This is a genomic window from Citrobacter sp. Ce104 (genome assembly GCF_030334595.1).
Lineage (GTDB): Bacteria > Pseudomonadota > Gammaproteobacteria > Enterobacterales > Enterobacteriaceae > Citrobacter > Citrobacter europaeus.
The window spans coordinates 419,846-438,374 of the sequence record NZ_JAOWDP010000068.1 but is presented as its reverse complement, the minus strand read 5'-3'; the positions used below and the strand labels follow the sequence as shown (position 1 = coordinate 438,374).

General features: G+C 51.8%; 17 protein-coding genes and 6 tRNA genes. 13 read left to right on the top strand and 10 right to left on the bottom strand.

Annotation, left to right across the window (positions count from 1 at the left end):
• Positions 1-70 precede the first annotated feature (70 nt).
• Complete coding sequence (gene nupC / locus OGW16_RS20485; RefSeq protein WP_042306965.1) at positions 71-1,273, top strand: nucleoside permease NupC; 1,203 nt, start codon at positions 71-73, stop codon at positions 1,271-1,273.
• A gap of 143 nt (positions 1,274-1,416) precedes the next feature.
• Here nupC and OGW16_RS20480 read toward each other — a convergent pair.
• Positions 1,417-1,492: transfer RNA gene (locus tag OGW16_RS20480), tRNA-Ala, on the bottom strand.
• Between the two features lie 42 nt (positions 1,493-1,534).
• Positions 1,535-1,610, bottom strand: a tRNA-Ala gene (locus OGW16_RS20475).
• A 221-nt stretch (positions 1,611-1,831) separates the two neighbouring features.
• On the opposite strand from OGW16_RS20475, the gene OGW16_RS20470 reads away from it, so the two are divergent.
• Complete coding sequence (locus tag OGW16_RS20470; RefSeq protein WP_006683575.1) at positions 1,832-2,194, top strand: YfeC-like transcriptional regulator; 363 nt, start codon at positions 1,832-1,834, stop codon at positions 2,192-2,194.
• Position 2,195: 1 nt separating this feature from the next.
• A complete protein-coding gene (locus tag OGW16_RS20465; RefSeq protein WP_043017115.1) occupies positions 2,196-2,588 on the top strand; it encodes a MerR family transcriptional regulator in 393 nt (130 codons plus the stop codon).
• A gap of 56 nt (positions 2,589-2,644) precedes the next feature.
• On the opposite strand, the gene gltX is transcribed toward OGW16_RS20465, so the two are convergent.
• On the bottom strand, positions 2,645-4,060 hold the full coding sequence (gltX, locus tag OGW16_RS20460; protein WP_286518731.1) for a glutamate--tRNA ligase: 1,416 nt from the start codon (positions 4,058-4,060) through the stop codon (positions 2,645-2,647).
• A gap of 258 nt (positions 4,061-4,318) precedes the next feature.
• On the opposite strand from gltX, the gene OGW16_RS20455 reads away from it, so the two are divergent.
• From OGW16_RS20455 to OGW16_RS20440, 4 genes are all read left to right on the top strand, one after another.
• Positions 4,319-4,394: transfer RNA gene (locus tag OGW16_RS20455), tRNA-Val, on the top strand.
• A 46-nt stretch (positions 4,395-4,440) separates the two neighbouring features.
• A tRNA-Val gene (locus tag OGW16_RS20450) sits at positions 4,441-4,516 on the top strand.
• Between the two features lie 47 nt (positions 4,517-4,563).
• Positions 4,564-4,639: transfer RNA gene (locus OGW16_RS20445), tRNA-Val, on the top strand.
• 4 nt (positions 4,640-4,643) lie between these two features.
• Positions 4,644-4,719: transfer RNA gene (locus OGW16_RS20440), tRNA-Lys, on the top strand.
• A 149-nt stretch (positions 4,720-4,868) separates the two neighbouring features.
• Here the strand turns inward: OGW16_RS20440 and OGW16_RS20435 are convergent.
• The 3 genes from OGW16_RS20435 to xapA form a co-directional block, all read right to left on the bottom strand.
• The gene (locus OGW16_RS20435; protein WP_286518730.1) at positions 4,869-5,753 is read right to left on the bottom strand and encodes a LysR family transcriptional regulator; all 885 of its coding nucleotides are present in this window, start codon (positions 5,751-5,753) and stop codon (positions 4,869-4,871) included.
• A gap of 98 nt (positions 5,754-5,851) precedes the next feature.
• Positions 5,852-7,108 carry a nucleoside permease gene (locus OGW16_RS20430; protein ID WP_043017118.1) on the bottom strand — a complete coding sequence of 419 codons (1,257 nt, stop codon included), beginning with the start codon at positions 7,106-7,108 and terminating at the stop codon, positions 5,852-5,854.
• A 57-nt stretch (positions 7,109-7,165) separates the two neighbouring features.
• Complete coding sequence (xapA, locus tag OGW16_RS20425) at positions 7,166-7,999, bottom strand: xanthosine phosphorylase (RefSeq protein WP_043017119.1); 834 nt, start codon at positions 7,997-7,999, stop codon at positions 7,166-7,168.
• Positions 8,000-8,290: 291 nt separating this feature from the next.
• Between xapA and OGW16_RS20420 the strand changes: the two genes are divergently transcribed.
• The gene (locus OGW16_RS20420) at positions 8,291-8,632 is read left to right on the top strand and encodes a FlxA-like family protein (protein ID WP_043017120.1); all 342 of its coding nucleotides are present in this window, start codon (positions 8,291-8,293) and stop codon (positions 8,630-8,632) included.
• On the opposite strand, the gene OGW16_RS20415 is transcribed toward OGW16_RS20420, so the two are convergent.
• Complete coding sequence (locus OGW16_RS20415) at positions 8,623-9,549, bottom strand: LysR family transcriptional regulator (RefSeq protein WP_043017121.1); 927 nt, start codon at positions 9,547-9,549, stop codon at positions 8,623-8,625. The two genes, OGW16_RS20420 and OGW16_RS20415, sit on opposite strands and share 10 nt — an antisense overlap.
• A gap of 89 nt (positions 9,550-9,638) precedes the next feature.
• On the opposite strand from OGW16_RS20415, the gene OGW16_RS20410 reads away from it, so the two are divergent.
• Positions 9,639-10,637 (top strand): bile acid:sodium symporter family protein, encoded by a 999-nt coding sequence (locus tag OGW16_RS20410; protein WP_047409665.1) that lies wholly within the window; start codon positions 9,639-9,641, stop codon positions 10,635-10,637.
• Here the strand turns inward: OGW16_RS20410 and OGW16_RS20405 are convergent.
• The 3 genes from OGW16_RS20405 to zipA form a co-directional block, all read right to left on the bottom strand.
• The gene (locus OGW16_RS20405; RefSeq protein WP_003038102.1) at positions 10,634-10,852 is read right to left on the bottom strand and encodes a DUF3820 family protein; all 219 of its coding nucleotides are present in this window, start codon (positions 10,850-10,852) and stop codon (positions 10,634-10,636) included. The two genes, OGW16_RS20410 and OGW16_RS20405, sit on opposite strands and share 4 nt — an antisense overlap.
• A gap of 1 nt (position 10,853) precedes the next feature.
• Positions 10,854-12,869, bottom strand: coding sequence for an NAD-dependent DNA ligase LigA (gene ligA / locus OGW16_RS20400; RefSeq protein WP_047409663.1), 2,016 nt, complete (start codon positions 12,867-12,869; stop codon positions 10,854-10,856).
• 71 nt (positions 12,870-12,940) lie between these two features.
• On the bottom strand, positions 12,941-13,954 hold the full coding sequence (gene zipA / locus OGW16_RS20395) for a cell division protein ZipA (protein WP_043017124.1): 1,014 nt from the start codon (positions 13,952-13,954) through the stop codon (positions 12,941-12,943).
• A 230-nt stretch (positions 13,955-14,184) separates the two neighbouring features.
• Between zipA and cysZ the strand changes: the two genes are divergently transcribed.
• The 4 genes from cysZ to ptsI all read left to right on the top strand — a co-directional run bounded on the left by cysZ (position 14,185) and on the right by ptsI (position 18,495).
• Entirely contained in the window at positions 14,185-14,946 is a 762-nt protein-coding gene (cysZ, locus tag OGW16_RS20390) for a sulfate transporter CysZ (RefSeq protein WP_087052468.1), read from the top strand.
• 163 nt (positions 14,947-15,109) lie between these two features.
• Positions 15,110-16,081, top strand: a complete 972-nt coding sequence (cysK, locus tag OGW16_RS20385) for a cysteine synthase A (RefSeq protein WP_003038091.1) — start codon at positions 15,110-15,112, stop codon at positions 16,079-16,081.
• A gap of 383 nt (positions 16,082-16,464) precedes the next feature.
• Complete coding sequence (gene ptsH, locus OGW16_RS20380) at positions 16,465-16,722, top strand: phosphocarrier protein Hpr (RefSeq protein ID WP_043017126.1); 258 nt, start codon at positions 16,465-16,467, stop codon at positions 16,720-16,722.
• Positions 16,723-16,767: 45 nt separating this feature from the next.
• On the top strand, positions 16,768-18,495 hold the full coding sequence (gene ptsI, locus OGW16_RS20375; protein ID WP_008785405.1) for a phosphoenolpyruvate-protein phosphotransferase PtsI: 1,728 nt from the start codon (positions 16,768-16,770) through the stop codon (positions 18,493-18,495).
• Positions 18,496-18,529 lie beyond the last annotated feature (34 nt).

Genomic DNA, 18,529 nt, shown 5'->3' with positions numbered 1-18,529 from the left:
TCTCGTTTTCTTTATGGTTGTTACATAGAATGTGCACGAAAACTAAACCTGCCTCATATTTGGAGCAAATATGGACCGTGTTCTTCATTTTGTCCTGGCCCTTGCCGTGGTTGCGGTACTCGCACTGCTGGTAAGCAGTGACCGTAAAAAAATCCGCATTCGTTATGTTATTCAGTTGCTTGTTATTGAAGTGTTACTGGCATGGTTCTTCCTGAACTCTGATGTTGGTCTGGGCTTCGTGAGAGGCTTCTCCGAGATGTTTGAGAAACTTCTCGGATTCGCTAATGAAGGAACAAACTTTGTCTTCGGCAGCATGAACGATAAAGGCCTGGCATTCTTCTTCCTGAAAGTGCTTTGCCCGATCGTCTTCATTTCCGCGCTGATCGGTATTTTGCAGCATATCCGTGTTCTGCCGGTTGTCATCCGCGCAATTGGTTTCCTGTTATCCAAAGTGAACGGTATGGGCAAGCTGGAATCCTTCAACGCCGTCAGCTCGCTGATCCTGGGTCAGTCCGAGAACTTTATCGCCTATAAAGATATTCTCGGCAAAATGTCTCGCAACCGTATGTACACCATGGCTGCAACGGCGATGTCGACCGTTTCCATGTCTATCGTCGGCGCGTACATGACCATGCTGGAGCCGAAGTACGTTGTTGCGGCGCTGGTTCTGAACATGTTCAGCACCTTTATCGTACTGTCGCTTATCAACCCGTACACCGTTGATGCCAGCGAAGAAAATATCCAGATGTCTAACCTGCACGAAGGCCAGAGCTTCTTCGAAATGCTGGGTGAATACATCCTGGCGGGTTTCAAAGTGGCAATTATCGTTGCGGCGATGCTGATTGGTTTCATCGCGCTGATCGCTGCCCTGAACGCCCTGTTCGCGACCGTGACCGGTTGGTTTGGCTACAGCATCTCCTTCCAGGGCATCCTGGGTTACATCTTCTACCCGGTTGCATGGGTAATGGGTGTGCCGTCCAGCGAAGCGCTGCAGGTGGGCAGTATCATGGCAACTAAGCTGGTTTCCAACGAATTCGTTGCGATGATGGACCTGCAGAAAATCGCCTCCACGCTCTCTCCGCGCGCAGAAGGCATCATCTCTGTATTCCTGGTCTCTTTCGCTAACTTCTCTTCTATCGGTATTATCGCCGGTGCGATTAAAGGCCTGAATGAAGAGCAAGGTAACGTGGTTTCCCGCTTTGGTCTGAAGCTGGTGTATGGCTCTACGCTGGTGAGCGTACTGTCTGCATCTATCGCAGCACTGGTGCTGTAAGCGTAAGACAACGTCGTAGTGAAAAGGCCGGGGATTCCCCGGCTTTTTTATGCCTGCTATTTAGCAATCCAAAGAGATACAGGCACAGACTGTGCAAGATACAGAAACAAAAAACCCCCGCTTTTCAGCGAGGGTTTCAATTTTGGTGGAGCTAAGCGGGATCGAACCGCTGACCTCTTGCATGCCATGCAAGCGCTCTCCCAGCTGAGCTATAGCCCCACGATGCTTTTACGTATGTACCAAATTTATTGGGATTAAATTTGGTGGAGCTAAGCGGGATCGAACCGCTGACCTCTTGCATGCCATGCAAGCGCTCTCCCAGCTGAGCTATAGCCCCACAACGTAAAGCTTGTCGAGTTGACGGGCGGCATCATATGAATTCCCTTCGCGTGTGTCAACGGCAAAATTAACTCAAAGAATTCAATCGCTGAAAAAGCAGTCAAATGAAGAACATTGCGTAACAACTCGCATTCAGTAGTTAAACGCGTCACGGTTTCTACTAAAATGGTGCTATAAAATGAGCCACTAATTAACCCCACGACTATTCAGGGAATCGTTATGTTCAAGGAACGGATGACGCCAGAAGAACTTGCTAATCTGACCGGATACAGCCGACAGACCATCAATAAATGGGTGCGCAAGGAGGGTTGGGCTACATCACCGAAACCTGGCGTACAGGGCGGTAAAGCCCGACTGGTTCACGTCACCGAACAAGTTCGTGAATACATTCGCAGCGCTGAGCGTTCAGCCGAAGGTTTATCAGATAACTTATCGTTATCCGGCGATACTTCTATTGAGGCACTGCTGATTAGACTCGCCAAAGAGATGACGCCGTCAGAACAGAAAATGTTTACGTCTCTGATCCTGCGTGAAGGCATTACGGGTTTATTACAACGCTTAGGGATCCGCGAAAACAAATAATATGAAAAAATTACGCAGCAAAATGACGACCGAAGAACTGGCGGAATGTCTCGGGGTTGCCAAACAAACCGTCAATCGTTGGATCAGGGAACAAAACTGGACCACCGAAAAATTTCCCGGCGTTAAAGGTGGTCGTGCAAGGCTGATTCATATCGACTCCAGCGTCCGCACGTTTCTGCTCAATATTCCGGCTTTTCGCAAAGTCCCTGAGGTTTATCAGGCTGAAGAATCGCTGGCAGAATACACCCCCGTGGTGCGCAGCCACGCCTGTCGCCAGATAATTAGCTCTTTGGACAACATGTCCCCTACGGAACAAGAAAAGTTGTGGCAGTTTATCTCGCGCGAAGGTATTCGTAATTTTCTTGCCCGGTTGGATATTGATGAGTCTGAATAACAGGCAAAAACAACGGCAGGATGCACTCCTGCCGTTGTTTCATCGGTCTATCGGTCTTACTGCTGGCTTTCACGCTCAGCAATAAATGCCAGCGCTTTATTAATACGCTCAATGCTGCGGGATTTACCAATCGCATGCACCGTAACGTCTAATCCCGGAGACTGACCTGCCCCGGTAACGGCTACGCGCAGCGGCATCCCAACTTTACCCATACCCACTTCCAGCTCATCAGCGGTTGCCTGAATCGCGTGGTGCACGTTTTCTACCGTCCACTCGCTAATCGCAGCCAGCTTGTCGCGAACCACTTCCAGCGGCTGACGCGCTACCGGACGCAGGTTTTTCTTCGCCGCGTCAGCATCGAACTCAGCAAAGTCTTCGTAGAAATAGCGGCAGCTCTGCGCCATTTCTTTCAGCGTTTTGCAACGCTCGCCCAGCAGTTTAACCAGCTCTGACAGCTGCGGACCAACGCGGGTATCGATATTTTCCTGCTCAATGTGCCATTGCAGATGCGTTGCCACATATTCCGGCGCCAGCGCATTAATGTAGTGATGGTTCAACCACTGCAATTTTTCGGTGTTGAACGCACTGGCAGATTTGCTCACTGCACCAAGGGAGAACAGTTTGATCATCTCTTCACGAGTGAAGATTTCCTGATCGCCGCTGGACCAGCCCAGACGCACCAGATAGTTCAGCAGCGCTTCCGGCAGGTAACCGTCGTCGCGATACTGCATAACGCTGACCGCACCGTGACGTTTGGAGAGTTTTTTACCATCGTCGCCGTTGATCATCGACACGTGCGCGTAAACCGGTACCGGCGCATTCAGCGCTTTCAGGATGTTGATCTGACGTGGAGTATTGTTGATATGGTCTTCACCACGAATGACGTGAGTGATTTCCATATCCCAGTCGTCAACCACAACGCAGAAGTTGTAGGTCGGGGAACCGTCGGTACGGCGGATGATCAGATCGTCCAGCTCCTGGTTGCTGAATTCGATCGGCCCACGGATCTGGTCGTCAAAAATAACGGAACCTTCCTGCGGGTTGGCAAAACGCACCACGCAAGGTTCATCAGCAGCGTGATGTTCGTGGCCGTGGCGGCAGCGGCCGTCGTAACGCGGTTTTTCACCGTTCGCCATTTGCTCTTCGCGCAGCGCGTCCAGACGCTCTTTGGAGCAGTAGCATTTATATGCAGTACCTGCTTCCAGCATCTCATCAATCACAGCGTTGTAGCGATCAAAACGTTTGGTCTGGAAGTACGGGCCTTCATCCCATTCCAGATTCAGCCAGTTCATGCCATCCATAATGGCTTCAATAGCTTCCGGCGTGGAGCGTTCGAGATCGGTGTCTTCAATACGCAGCACAAACTCACCGCCATGGTTACGTGCAAAAAGCCAGGAATAAAGAGCAGTACGCGCACCGCCGACGTGCAGGTAACCTGTCGGGCTTGGCGCGAAGCGAGTTTTGATTTTCATGAAATGGCCTTACGTTTATAAAGATGCCGACAACCGGCAAATCCAGGGAAGATTATCAGGCTCGTATTCTATCACTGTGGTCTGATTCCTCAATGTTGATCGGGTTGGAACATCACGCTTTGCCATTTTCGTATACAAATCATGCCGCATGGATTGTTTTGCGATCGTTTTGTTTAAATTTACGACGAACGAACAATTTCTTTAGAAAATGCGTTGACTCATTTTCAACTCTCCCTATAATGCGACTCCACACAGCGGGGGTGATTAGCTCAGCTGGGAGAGCACCTCCCTTACAAGGAGGGGGTCGGCGGTTCGAACCCGTCATCACCCACCAACTACTTTATGTAGTCTCCGCCGTGTAGAGTAAGAAATTGAGAAGTGGGTGATTAGCTCAGCTGGGAGAGCACCTCCCTTACAAGGAGGGGGTCGGCGGTTCGATCCCGTCATCACCCACCACTTTCTCGCCAGCTGGATTTCTTACGATAAAATTGAAGTACCGAAGTGGGTGATTAGCTCAGCTGGGAGAGCACCTCCCTTACAAGGAGGGGGTCGGCGGTTCGATCCCGTCATCACCCACCACTTCGGGGCGTTAGCTCAGTTGGTAGAGCAGTTGACTTTTAATCAATTGGTCGCAGGTTCGAATCCTGCACGCCCCACCAATGTAAAAAGGCGCCCTAAAGGCGCCTTTTTGCTATCTGCGATTTATAAGATTCGAACCTGCTTGCCTGATGCGCTGCGCTTATCAGGCCTACAGACAATACCGCACGCGTAGGCCGGATAAGACGTTAGTCGCCATCCGGCACAGATATCATACCGTCAATGCGGCCACCAGTTTCTCCAGCGCGGGCGTCGCCTGCTGTTCGTCATACACAATATACAAATCCGCCGGAATACGTTCCTCTAACGGTCGGAATACCACACCCGGCCAGCTCATCTGCGCATAACTGTCAGCAATCAACGTAATACCAATCCCCATGCTGATCATCGCCAGCACCGTTTGCGGCTCCCTCACCTCACGAATAATCATCGGTGAAAATCCAGCGCTCAGGCATACGCGCTGCAAAAATGCCCAGTCGGTATGAATGGAGGGCATCGTGACAAAATATTCATTTCTCAACGCCTCCAGAGGAACGAATTCACTGGCGGTAAGAGGATGTTCTTCAGGCATAGCAACCAGAAAAGAGGACTCATGCAAACGCAAACTGGTAAACCCGGGAGAAAGCTCCGTAGCCATCCGCCAAATTCCCGCATCCAGTTCACGGCGTTCCAGCATCGTCATCTGCATCGCGGGCATGTTCTCGCGAAAAAGCACCTCCACGTTGGGATTATCTTTCAGAAAACGCCGCATTACCGGGCGCATTTTTCCCCACATCGCAGTACCGATGACCCCGAGTTCAATTCGCCCTGCCTCACCGCGACCAATCTGCTCCACTCTCGCCAGCGCCTGATTGGCGCTGGATAACAGTCGGCGCGACTCTTCCATCAATATCTTTCCAGCGTGAGTTAACGCTACGCTGCGGGAATGACGGATAAATAGCAAAGTCCCGAGCTGCTGTTCCAGCTCTTTAACATGAGTACTGAGCGGCGGTTGCGACATATTCAGGCGAGCAGCAGCGCGTCCAAAATGCAGTTCTTCTGCAACAGCAAGAAAATAACGCAGTAACTTCAGATCGATGCGGTGCGTGCGTTCCATGGATAATGCGCTCCTGAAATAAGGGTAATGCGCAAAGTTACCATATTGGCTCGCAGAAAATGAAACGACGGGTATCGGAACCCGCCGCTAATGGGACGTTAATGTGCCGGTGATTTCTGTACCCGTCGTTCAGGCTCATGATTGTATTTAAAGAACAATGCAAAGATAACTGCCAGGGCCAGCGCATAGGCGGCAAAGACCAGCCAGATTGTCTGCCAATCTTTAACACCATCAACAGAAAAATAGTCCACCGCTATACCGCTCAGGATTGAACCCACCCATGCGCCAACGCCGTTTACCATCGTCATAAACAGCCCCTGCGCACTGGCGCGAATAGTTGAGCTAACCTCCTGCTCAACAAATACCGACCCTGAAATATTGAAGAAATCAAACGCGCAGCCGTAGACAATCATCGACATCAGCAGCAGCACAAAACCAAACGGTGACGGATCGCCAAAGGCAAAAAAGCCAAAGCGCAGCGTCCATGCCAGCATGCTCATCAGCATCACCGTCTTAATGCCAAAGCGTTTGAGGAAGAACGGGATTGTGAGAATAAAGCCTACCTCAGCCATTTGCGAAACCGAAAGCAAAATGGAGGGGTACTTCACCACAAAACTGTCGGCGAATTCTGGGTTACGGGCAAAATCATGCAGGAACGGATTACCAAAGACATTGGTAATTTGCAGCACCGCCCCCAGCATCATCGCAAACAAAAAGAAGATTGCCATCTGTGGTTTTTTAAACAGGACAAAGGCGTCCAGCCCCAGTTTGCTGGCAAGCGTGGCGGACTCTTTTTTCTCGGCAACCGGAATTTTGGGTAATGTAAGAGCGTATAACGCCAGCAGCAATGAAGCACCTGACGCGATATACAGTTGCGCGCTACTCAACTCCAATCCCATCAGGCTGACCGTCCACATCGCCACAATAAAACCTATCGTGCCGAACACACGAATTGGCGGGAACGCAATGACCGGATCCTGACCCGATTGCGCCAGGCACGAGTATGAAACGCTGTTCGATAACGCTATTGTCGGCATATACGCCATCGCGTTAACCAACATCACCCAGAACATTGTCTGGGGATCGGTAACGGTTGTGGCGTAAAGCAACACGCCAGCACACACCAGATGGCAGAGCATGTAAGCGCGCTCGGCACGTAGCCATTTATCGGCAATGATACCCATAATGCCCGGCATGATAATCGCCGCCAGCCCTTTCGAACTGTAAACCATACCGACGTTGGCACCGGTAAAATCCAGGGTGTTAATCATGTAAGAACCCAGGGTTACCAGCCAGCTTCCCCAGATGAAATATTGCAAAAACGACATGAGCTTTAAGCGAGATGCGATACCCATTTTTCCGTTCCTTGCCAAAAAAGTAAGACCCCGCAAGCGGGGTCATTTTTTAATTATTCAGGCCAGTTTGCGCAAGAAGCCGCAGATCAGATTGATGAAATTCTGCCGGGACAGTTCCGCTGCCGCCAGCGTCTGTGCGTGAGATAATTTCACATCACCCAGACCTTCCGCCAAATTCGTGATGGCTGCCACCGCAACGACTTTCAGACCGCAGTGGCGCGCAGAGATAACTTCCGGCACCACCGACATCCCCACCACGTCACCACCGATAATTTGCATCATGCGGATTTCTGCCGCGGTTTCAAAGTTCGGTCCCGGATAAGAGACAAAAACCCCTTCACTCAGTGGGAACCCTTCCTCAGCGGCAACGGTTTGCAGGACCGCGCGGTAGTCAGCATCATAGGCATTCGCCAGTGAAAAGAATCGCTCACCAAAACGCTCATCGTTTGGCCCTACCATCGGCGTACCCGGCATCGTATTGATGTGATCGCTAAGCGCAACGAGACTACCTGGTCCGACTTCGGGACGCAAAGAACCTGCGGCATTCGTGCAAAACAGCAGCTCACAGCCCAGCAGCTTCAGCGTACGAATGGCATCCGTCATCACCGTCATGCCCCGCCCTTCATAGAAATGTCCACGTCCTTTCATACAGGCCACCGGTACGCCTGACAGATTTCCCAGCACCAGTTCACCGGCATGACCGTGTACGGTACTCACCGGGAAACCCGGTAGTTTCTCGTAAGAGATGGCCACCGCATCCTCAATTTGATCCGCCAGCGCGCCCAGACCAGAACCAAGGATAAACGCTACACGCGGCGTGAAATCCGGTTTGTAACCACGAATAATATCGGCGCTGTACCATGGGTTTTGCGAGAAAAGAGAGTGGCTCATAAGATGTCCTTAACACTGAGTAATCGAAAATGACGTAGCGTACAGCACAGTTATAGCGAGACTACGCAATCGATTACCAATACCGTTTATCCCGACAACCGATAGTAAATCGGTATCGATGAGGTGCGCTAAATCAGCCTGAAATCACATTATTTTCGAGCCAGAAATGGCACAGGAAAACAGATACATTAAGGTTTGGGATTTTTATGATTAAACTCCACTCGGCCGTATTATTGCTGAAGTTCTGTTCGCTGATGCCGATACTCATGTTTTATGGCACGAGGGATCCGTATGACAACTATCAACGTTTCCACCCCAACTGTTCAAAGCAGTAGCGGCGGTGGAAAAGCATCAGCCGGGAATGATATCTCCGCACAGATTGCACAAATCACCCATAAGATAACCAAGCTAACCCAGCAGCTCAAAGATATCCCCAATAGCAGTGGCAGTGTTGAGCAGAAGCGCGAGCAGCAGGAGCTTATTCAGACTCAAATCAAGATGTTACAAGCACAGCTGGCTCAATTGTTGCGCCAGCAGACCGAGGAGTCACAGCAAAAGCAAAGCGCCGATCAAAGAAAAGCTAGCGGCGTCAACAATGCTACCGACCCACATCGAGTCGATATTTATATCTGATACAAAGGATCGCTAGCACGACCGGCGGTTAATTCACTGGCCTGCATCCGCACCACGTCCCATAACGCCTGAGCCGCGGTCGATAAAGAACGATTTTTACGTCGCGCCAGCATCAGTTGCCGTTCAACCACCGGTGTCAGACGCTTCACCTGCAGATGACTGCCCTGCGGTAAAGGGAGCGCCAGCGCGGGGAGTACGCTAATACCAATTCCCGCCTCAACCATCGGGAACAGCGTGGCCGGGTGACCAATCTCCTGAACAATATTGGCATCAATGGAAAAGTGGGCCAGCGCCGCATCGATCAGCGGCCGACTGCCGGAAGCATAATCCTGTAGCACCAGACGCTCATGGTAGAGATCCTGCCAGTTTACCCATTCCCGCTGGGCTAAAGGATGGTCCTGCCGACACAGCAACAAGAAAGGTTCGGACAGCACGGCTTCACACTGCAAATCAGTCACGGCGCCGGGATCAATCACAATGCCAAAATCGACTTCTCCCTGGCGAATACTTTCCAGTACCCATTGCTGTGGCCGGTCGTGCAGCACAAAATCGATCGCCGGATAAAGCTGATTGCTCTGGGCAATACACTGGGGAATAAGGTGCGCCGAGATAGTCTGACTGGCAGCCACTCTGACCGTCCCGGTTAACTGCGTCCCTACCTGGCCTGCTTCACGCAAGGTGCTGTGCAGTTCGTCCAGAATGCGTTCCAGACGCGCCGCCAGCTGATGGCCGGCTTCCGTCAGCACCACTTCCCGCGTCGTTCTGTCCAACAGGCGCACACCCGTCTGCGCTTCAAGCTCTTTAACGCTATGGCTGACCGCCGACTGGCTTAAGCCAATGATATCCCCCGCCCTGCTAAAACTTTTGGCCTGAGCGACGGTAACAAAGATACGCAGCTGACGCAGAGAGTAATTCATCTATTCGATTCATATATGGATGCAATAAATCAATTTTATTTCTCAAACGGAAAAACGCAAAATGTTACTACCGAATTTCAGGAGCTTTTATGAAACTTTTTCGTATCCTTGATCCGTTCACGATAACGCTGATTACGGTTGTTTTGCTAGCGTCCTTTTTCCCGGCCGAGGGTGGCTTTGTGCCTTTCTTTGAAGGCTTAACCACCGCCGCCATTGCCCTGCTGTTTTTTATGCACGGGGCGAAGCTCTCTCGTGAGGCCATTATTGCTGGCGGTAGCCACTGGCGTTTGCATCTGTGGGTAATGTGCAGCACGTTTGTTGTCTTCCCGGTTCTGGGCGTTCTTTTCGCCTGGTGGGCGCCAGTCAACGTTGACCCAATGCTCTACACCGGTTTCCTGTACCTGTGTATTTTGCCCGCCACGGTGCAGTCAGCCATCGCCTTTACATCGCTGGCAGGCGGTAACGTTGCCGCCGCCGTATGTTCTGCTTCCGCCTCCAGCCTGTTGGGTATTTTTCTTTCGCCGCTTCTGGTCGGGCTGGTGATGAATATGCACGGCGCAGAAGGCAGTCTGGAGCAGGTAGGAAAAATCATGCTGCAGCTGCTGCTGCCGTTTGTGCTAGGTCACCTTTCGCGTCCGTGGATTGGAAACTGGGTAGCACGACATAAAAAATGGATCGCGAAAACGGATCAATCCTCTATTTTGCTGGTGGTGTACTCCGCCTTCAGTGAAGCCGTGGTTAACGGGATCTGGCATAAAGTGGGGGTGGGTTCATTGCTGTTTATCGTGGTGGTCAGCATCATCCTGCTGGCCGTCGTGATTGGTATAAACGTCTTTGTTGCGCGTAAATGCGGCTTCAACAAAGCCGATGAAATCACCATTGTGTTCTGCGGTTCGAAAAAGAGCCTGGCGAACGGGATCCCAATGGCAAATATTCTGTTCCCGACGTCGGTGATTGGGATGATGGTGCTGCCGTTGATGATCTTCCACCAGATACAGCTGATGGCGTGCGCCGTGCTGGCGCGTCGCTACAAGCAGCAGACGGATGCATTACAGGCGCAGCAGAAAAGCCGCGCCGCGAAGGCTTAAAGCGGGCGTTTCAGGGGCTGCACCAGTTGCGTCAGCCCCTCAGTTTTAATCAGCAGCGTGATTTGCATCAGTTCGCCGAGCTTGCCCGGCGGGAACTCATCCTTTCGGGCAAACCACAGCAGATACTCTTCCGGTACATCAATCAGCCGACGACCTTTATACTTGCCAAAGGGCATCACGGTATTGGCGATTTCAACCAGCTGCTCTTTTTCCATCTCAGGCACCCAGCAAGCGGATCATTTCAGCTTCATCGATCACGGCAATCCCAAGCTCCTGCGCTTTCGCCAGTTTCGAGCCCGCCGCTTCACCGGCAATCACCAGATCGGTTTTCTTCGATACGCTGCCCGCCACTTTTGCGCCCAGCTCGGTGAGTCGCGCTTTGGCGTCATCGCGTGACATCTGGCTCAGACTCCCGGTCAGCACCACTGTTTTACCCGCGAAGGGACTGTCGATTTCTTCAGCGTTAATGACCACCGGCGCTGGCCAGTTAATCCCCTGCGCCAGCAGTTGCACGATCACCTCGCGGTTGCTCTCTTCGGCAAAGAAATTAAATACGTGGGTCGCTACCACAATGCCGACATCCGGCACTTTTTGCAGCTCTTCAATAGAGGCTGCTTCCAGCGCCTCGAGGGTGCCGAAATGCGCCGCCAGACCTGCCGCCGTGGCTTCGCCGACTTCGCGAATTCCCAGCGCGTAGAGGAAACGGGCAAACGTCGTTGCCTTCGCTTTTTCCAACGCATTCACCACGTTTTGTGCCGATTTCGGCCCCATACGATCAAGACCAGTCAGTTTACCTGCGGTCAGGGTGAAGAGATCCGCTGGGGTATGGACATACTCTTTTTCGACCAGTTGATCGATTATTTTGTCGCCCATACCGTCAACGTCGAGCGCGCGGCGGGAAACAAAGTGTTTCAGCGACTCCTTCCGCTGAGCCCCACAGATTAAACCACCGGTGCAGCGAGTGACCGCTTCGCCTTCGACACGTTCAACGTCAGAGTGACAAACCGGACAATGCTCTGGGAACACAATTTCGCGAGTATCTTCCGGGCGTTCGGAAAGCACGACGTTCACCACCTGCGGGATAACATCACCCGCGCGGCGAATGACGACTTTATCGCCGATACGCAAACCTAACCGCTCGATTTCGTCAGCGTTGTGCAGCGTTGCGTTACTGACGAGCACCCCGGCAACCTGGACCGGCTCAAGGCGGGCAACGGGCGTAATCGCCCCGGTACGTCCGACCTGAAACTCAACATCACGCACAAAGGTCATCTGCTCCTGCGCCGGGAACTTAAAGGCCACCGCCCAACGCGGTGCGCGGGCAACAAAGCCCAGTTGTTCCTGCAACGCCATAGAGTTGACTTTGACAACCACGCCGTCGATATCAAATCCCAGCGTTGGTCGGTCTTCTTCAACTTTATGATAGTAAGCGAGTACTTCCTCCGGAGAGTCGCAAAGCATGACCCTGTCGCTTACCGGCAATCCCCACTCTTTAAATTGCAGCAGGCGGCCCAGGTGAGTATCAGGCAGCACGCCGCCTTCCAGCACACCCACGCCATAGCAGAAGAAAGTAAGCGGTCGCTTCGCTGTGATACGCGGATCAAGCTGACGCAATGACCCGGCCGCCGCGTTACGCGGGTTAGCAAAAACTTTGTTACCCGTGCGACGGGCCTCTGCGTTAATTTTTTCAAATCCGGCCTGCGGCAGGAACACTTCACCGCGCACTTCCAGACGCGTCGGAATGTTATCGCCACGCAGTTTTAACGGGATCGCGCGAATGGTGCGCACGTTAGAAGTAATGTCCTCACCCGTGGTGCCATCACCACGCGTAGCGGCACTGACCAGCACACCGTTTTCATACAGGATACTGACCGCCAGCCCGTCCAGCTTCAGCTCACAGCACCAGGTCAGTTTATCGGTACTCTTCAGCCTGTCCTGAACGCGCTTGTTGAAGGCCAGAAAACTCTCTTCATCAAATACGTTATCCAGCGACAGCATTGGCACTTCATGGCGAATCTGGCTAAACGCCGTTAACGGAGCGGCGCCAACGCGCTGGGTTGGCGAGTCGGGGGTAATAAGGTCCGGATGCTGTGCTTCCAGCTCGCGCAGTTCACGCAGCAGGCGATCGTACTCCGCATCAGGAATTTCCGGCGCGTCCATCACATGGTAGAGATACTCATGATGGCGAAGCGTGGTTCGCAGTTCTGTCAGTTGTTGTTCGATTGATTCCATATCGCACCATCAATGATAAAAAACCCCCGACAGGCGGGGGTTTAGCAAGGAGATGTCACGCCAGAGGAAAATCAGGCGTGAGATTCTTTAACTTCGCGGATGCGGTCCTGATACTCGCGCAGTTTCTGCGGCGTCATCATGCGACGTTGATCGTCGAGCACCACACCGCCCACTTCATCGGCAATGTGCTGTGCGGACTGCAGCATCAGCTTAAAGTTTTGCAGCTCGTCCCCGTAGGACGGAACCTGCATAAAAATGGTCACGCCAGGAGTGCTGAAGTCGCCCGTCATTTCTGGGTCAAACGTTCCCGGGTTAACCATATTGGCAAGGCTAAACAGCGACGGACCGCTGCCATCCGGGCTCAAATGGCGATGGAAAATATTCATATCACCAAATTTGAAACCGGCCTGCTGAATGCTGTTGAGCAGCACTTCACCGTTGAGCTCGCTACCGTGATGCGCAGCAACGTTCATAATGATGACCGCTTCTTTACGCTGCGGTTTTTCAGCAACAGGCGCTTCTTCTACTACTGGCTCAGGCTGCGGTTGATGTTCAACGACAGGCTCAGCTGGCTGGAAGGTCTGCGGCGCAGGTTGCGGGGCTTGCTGCACGGGTTGCTGAACCTGCGGCGCAGCGGGTTGATGCTGCATCGGCTGTTGCGCAGGTTGCTGCTGAACAGGCTGATGTTGCACCGGCTGCTGCGGTTGTACAGGCTGCGGCGGCTGCTGAACATGCGGCGGCGGTACCGGCGCTTGTGCAGGCTGCTGCGCGGATTGACGCGGCTGAGCAGACGCATAAGGCGGCTGGTACTGGTGTTGCGGCGACTGAGGAGGAACCCCATGTTCCTGCGCATTACCGGGAGCATGATTCACACGATGAACGCGAACTTCGCCCACGCCTTCGTCTTCCTCGACGTTGTCGTCGAACGAATCCTCGTCTTCACGTTTAGACTTCATGCGTTTCAGTGGGCGATCGCGGAATATAGAAGACCGCTCTTTACGGCTAGTCCAAAAACCATGTACCAGTAAAGCGATTATGGCGATCGCGCCAACAATGATTAATATCAGACGCAAATCCTGCATCATTATATTCTCTGTTGTTCTAACACCTTGCCACCACGGCAAACATTTACTCACTAAGAGTATTTGTCGATTACGCCAAGTGCAAGTGTACTCTTGGCTTTCACAGCATAAAGATGAACAAAATTGTGCTTTTTGCTGTTTTTTCGAACATTTCCGAACAGCTTAACGCTCAACAACCCGGTAAGATACGCAAAGTTTACCAGAGCTTATATAACAAGGAGTATGTCCTGACCATGGTTTCATCATCTGCAGTTGTACCTCGCAGCGGCCTATATTACTTTTCTCAGGGATGGAAGCTCATCACTCAACCGGGCATTCGTCGGTTTGTTATCCTGCCTTTACTGGTGAATATCCTGCTGATGGGCGGCGCATTCTGGTGGTTATTTACACAACTCGATAGCTGGATCCCCGCGCTGATGAGCCACGTCCCTGACTGGCTTCAGTGGCTCAGCTATTTACTGTGGCCGATTGTGACTGTCTCCGTGCTGTTGGTATTCGGCTATCTGTTCTCGACTATTGCTAACTGGATTGCCGCACCGTTTAACGGTCTGCTGGCGGAACAGCTGGAAGCACGCTTAACGGGCGCCACGCCGCCTGACACCGGCGTTCTCGGCATCATGAAAGACGTTCCGCGCATTATGAAACGCGAATGGCAAAAGCTTGCGTGGTATCTCCCGCGCGCCTTCGTGTTGCTGATCCTCTATTTTATTCCAGGCATTGGGCAGACCGTTGCCCCAGTGCTGTGGTTCCTGTTCAGCGCGTGGATGCTGGCCATTCAGTACTGCGATTATCCGTTTGATAACCATAAGGTGCCTTTTAAAGAGATGCGCGTCGCGCTGCGCACACGCAAGGTAACCAATATGCAATTTGGCGCGTTAACCAGTCTGTTCACCATGATTCCGGTGCTCAACCTGTTCATCATGCCGGTCGCGGTTTGTGGTGCCACGGCGATGTGGGTAGACTGCTATCGTGCTAAGCACGCGTTATGGAAGTAATGCAAAAATGTGTAAAAGCGGGCTGGCTTATGCCCGCTCTTATTCCATACTGCTACGCATTATTTCTCATCAGCATATAGATATGCGAATTCCTTACTTCCCCATACTTTCTCAACAGGTATGCTGAAGCGGTATCCCAATTTCATACAGTTAAGGACAGGCCATGAGTAAGATTTTTGAAGATAACTCGCTGACTATCGGTCATACGCCGCTGGTTCGACTGAACCGTATCGGTAACGGACGCATTCTGGCGAAGGTGGAATCACGCAACCCGAGCTTCAGCGTCAAATGCCGTATCGGTGCCAATATGATTTGGGATGCCGAAAAACGTGGTGTGCTGAAACCGGGCGTTGAGCTGGTAGAACCGACCAGCGGTAACACCGGTATTGCACTGGCTTACGTCGCCGCCGCTCGCGGTTACAAACTGACGCTGACCATGCCGGAAACCATGAGCATTGAGCGCCGCAAGCTCTTAAAAGCGCTGGGCGCGAACCTGGTACTGACCGAAGGCGCAAAAGGCATGAAGGGCGCAATCCAGAAAGCGGAAGAAATCGTCGCCAGCGATCCGGAAAAATTCTTGTTGCTGCAGCAGTTCAGTAACCCGGCGAACCCGGAAATCCATGAAAAAACCACCGGCCCGGAAATCTGGGAAGATACCGATGGCCAGGTTGATGTCTTTATTTCCGGCGTAGGTACCGGCGGTACGTTGACTGGCGTGACCCGTTACATTAAAGGCACCAAAGGTAAAACCGACCTGATCACCGTTGCGGTTGAACCTACCGACTCCCCTGTTATCGCCCAGGCCCTGGCGGGTGAAGAACTTAAACCAGGCCCGCATAAAATTCAGGGCATCGGCGCAGGCTTCATTCCTGGCAACCTTGATCTGAAGCTTATCGATAAAGTCGTTGCCATCACCAATGATGAAGCGATTTCTACTGCACGTCGCCTGATGGAAGAAGAAGGTATTCTGGCGGGGATCTCTTCCGGCGCAGCGGTTGCTGCCGCGCTTAAGCTCCAGGAAGATGAAACCTTTACCAATAAGAATATTGTGGTTATCCTACCGTCATCGGGTGAGCGTTATCTGAGCACTGCACTGTTTGCCGATCTCTTCACAGAGAAAGAACTGCAACAGTAATGCCAGCATGTTAAAAACGCGTAAAAAAGCACCCTTTTGGGTGCTTTTTTGTGGCCTGCTTCAAAGTTTCACCTCTCCTGGCATTGATTCAACCCGCCGGAACTGGTATTTAACCAAACTAATTATTTTGATGCGCGAAATTAATCGTTACAGGAAAAGCGCTAGCTGAATCGATTTTATGATTTGGTTCAACTCTTCCTTTCGCGGCATAATGTTTAATGACGAACGAAACGTCAGCGGCAAGAAGTTGCCAGCAACGGATTGCACCGAACTCCTTTTGTGTCGCGTCCAGTTTACGCCGATGCTAACAATACAGGCTAAAGTTGAGCCGCCAGGCTAGACTTTAGTTCCACAACACTAAACCTATAAGTTGGGGAAATATAATGTTCCAGCAAGAAGTTACCATTACCGCTCCGAACGGTCTGCATACTCGCCCTGCTGCTCAGTTTGTTAAAGAAGCAAAAGGCTTTTCTTCTGAAATTACTGTGACTTCCAACGGCAAAAGCGCTAGCGCCAAAAGCCTGTTTAAACTGCAGACTCTGGGCCTGACTCAGGGTACCGTTGTCACCCTGTCCGCAGAAGGTGAAGACGAGCAGAAAGCAGTTGAGCATCTGGTTAAACTGATGGCTGAACTCGAGTAAGTTCAACGAGTTCTTTTAAATATCAGTCACAAGTAAGGTAGGGTTATGATTTCAGGCATTTTAGCATCCCCGGGTATCGCTTTCGGTAAAGCATTGCTGCTGAAAGAAGACGAGATCGTCATTGACCGGAAAAAAATTTCTGCCGACAAGGTTGATCAGGAAGTTGAACGTTTTCTGAGCGGTCGTGCCAAGGCATCTGCGCAACTGGAAGCGATCAAAACTAAAGCTGGTGAAACGTTCGGTGAAGAAAAAGAAGCCATCTTTGAAGGGCATATTATGCTTCTCGAAGATGAGGAGCTGGAGCAGGAAATCATAGCCCTGATTAAAGATAAGCACATGACGGCTGATGCAGCTGCGCATGAAGTTATCGAAGGTCAGGCCACAGCCCTGGAAGAGCTGGATGATGAATACCTGAAAGAACGTGCGGCTGACGTACGTGATATCGGTAAACGCCTGCTGCGTAATATCCTGGGTCTGGCAATTATCGACCTGAGCGCGATTCAGGACGAAGTTATCCTGGTAGCCGCTGACCTGACCCCGTCAGAAACCGCACAGCTGAACCTGAACAAGGTGCTGGGTTTCATTACTGACGCGGGCGGACGTACCTCCCATACCTCTATCATGGCGCGTTCTCTGGAACTGCCTGCCATCGTAGGTACGGGTAGCGTCACCTCTCAGGTGAAAAACGACGACTATCTGATTCTGGATGCCGTAAACAACCAGGTTTACGTCAATCCGACCAACGACGTTATTGAGCAACTGCGTGCCGTTCAGGAGCAGGTTGCTACCGAGAAAGCGGAACTCGCTAAGCTGAAAGATCTGCCGGCTATCACGCTGGACGGACATCAGGTTGAAGTTTGCGCCAACATCGGTACCGTTCGTGACGTTGAAGGCGCTGAGCGTAACGGCGCTGAAGGTGTGGGTCTGTACCGTACCGAATTCCTGTTCATGGACCGTGAATCGCTGCCAACTGAAGAAGAACAGTTTGCTGCGTATAAAGCCGTCGCTGAAGCCTGTGGCTCTCAGGCGGTCATCGTCCGTACCATGGACATCGGCGGCGATAAAGAGCTGCCGTACATGAACTTCCCGAAAGAAGAGAACCCGTTCCTGGGCTGGCGTGCTGTGCGTATCGCCATGGATCGTAAAGAGATCCTGCGTGACCAGGTTCGCGCTATTCTGCGCGCCTCTGCTTTCGGCAAACTGCGCATCATGTTCCCAATGATCATCTCTGTTGAAGAAGTGCGTGCACTGCGCAAAGAGATCGAAATCTACAAACAGGAACTGCGCGACGAAGGTAAAGCATTTGACGAAAGCATTGAGATTGGCGTGATGGTGGAAACACCGGCAGCGGCAACAATTGCGCGTCATTTAGCCAAAGAAGTTGATTTCTTTAGTATCGGCACTAATGATTTAACGCAGTACACCCTGGCAGTTGACCGTGGTAATGATATGATTTCACACCTTTACCAACCGATGTCACCATCTGTACTGACGCTGATCAAGCAAGTTATTGATGCTTCTCATGCGGAAGGCAAATGGACTGGCATGTGTGGTGAGCTTGCAGGCGACGAACGTGCTACACTTCTGTTGCTGGGGATGGGTCTGGACGAATTCTCTATGAGCGCCATTTCTATCCCGCGCATTAAGAAGATTATCCGTAACACGAACTTCGAAGATGCGAAGGTGTTAGCAGAGCAGGCTCTTGCTCAACCGACAACGGACGAGTTAATGACGCTGGTTAACAAGTTCATTGAAGAAAAAACAATCTGCTAATCCACGAGATGCGGCCCAATTTACTGCTTAGGAG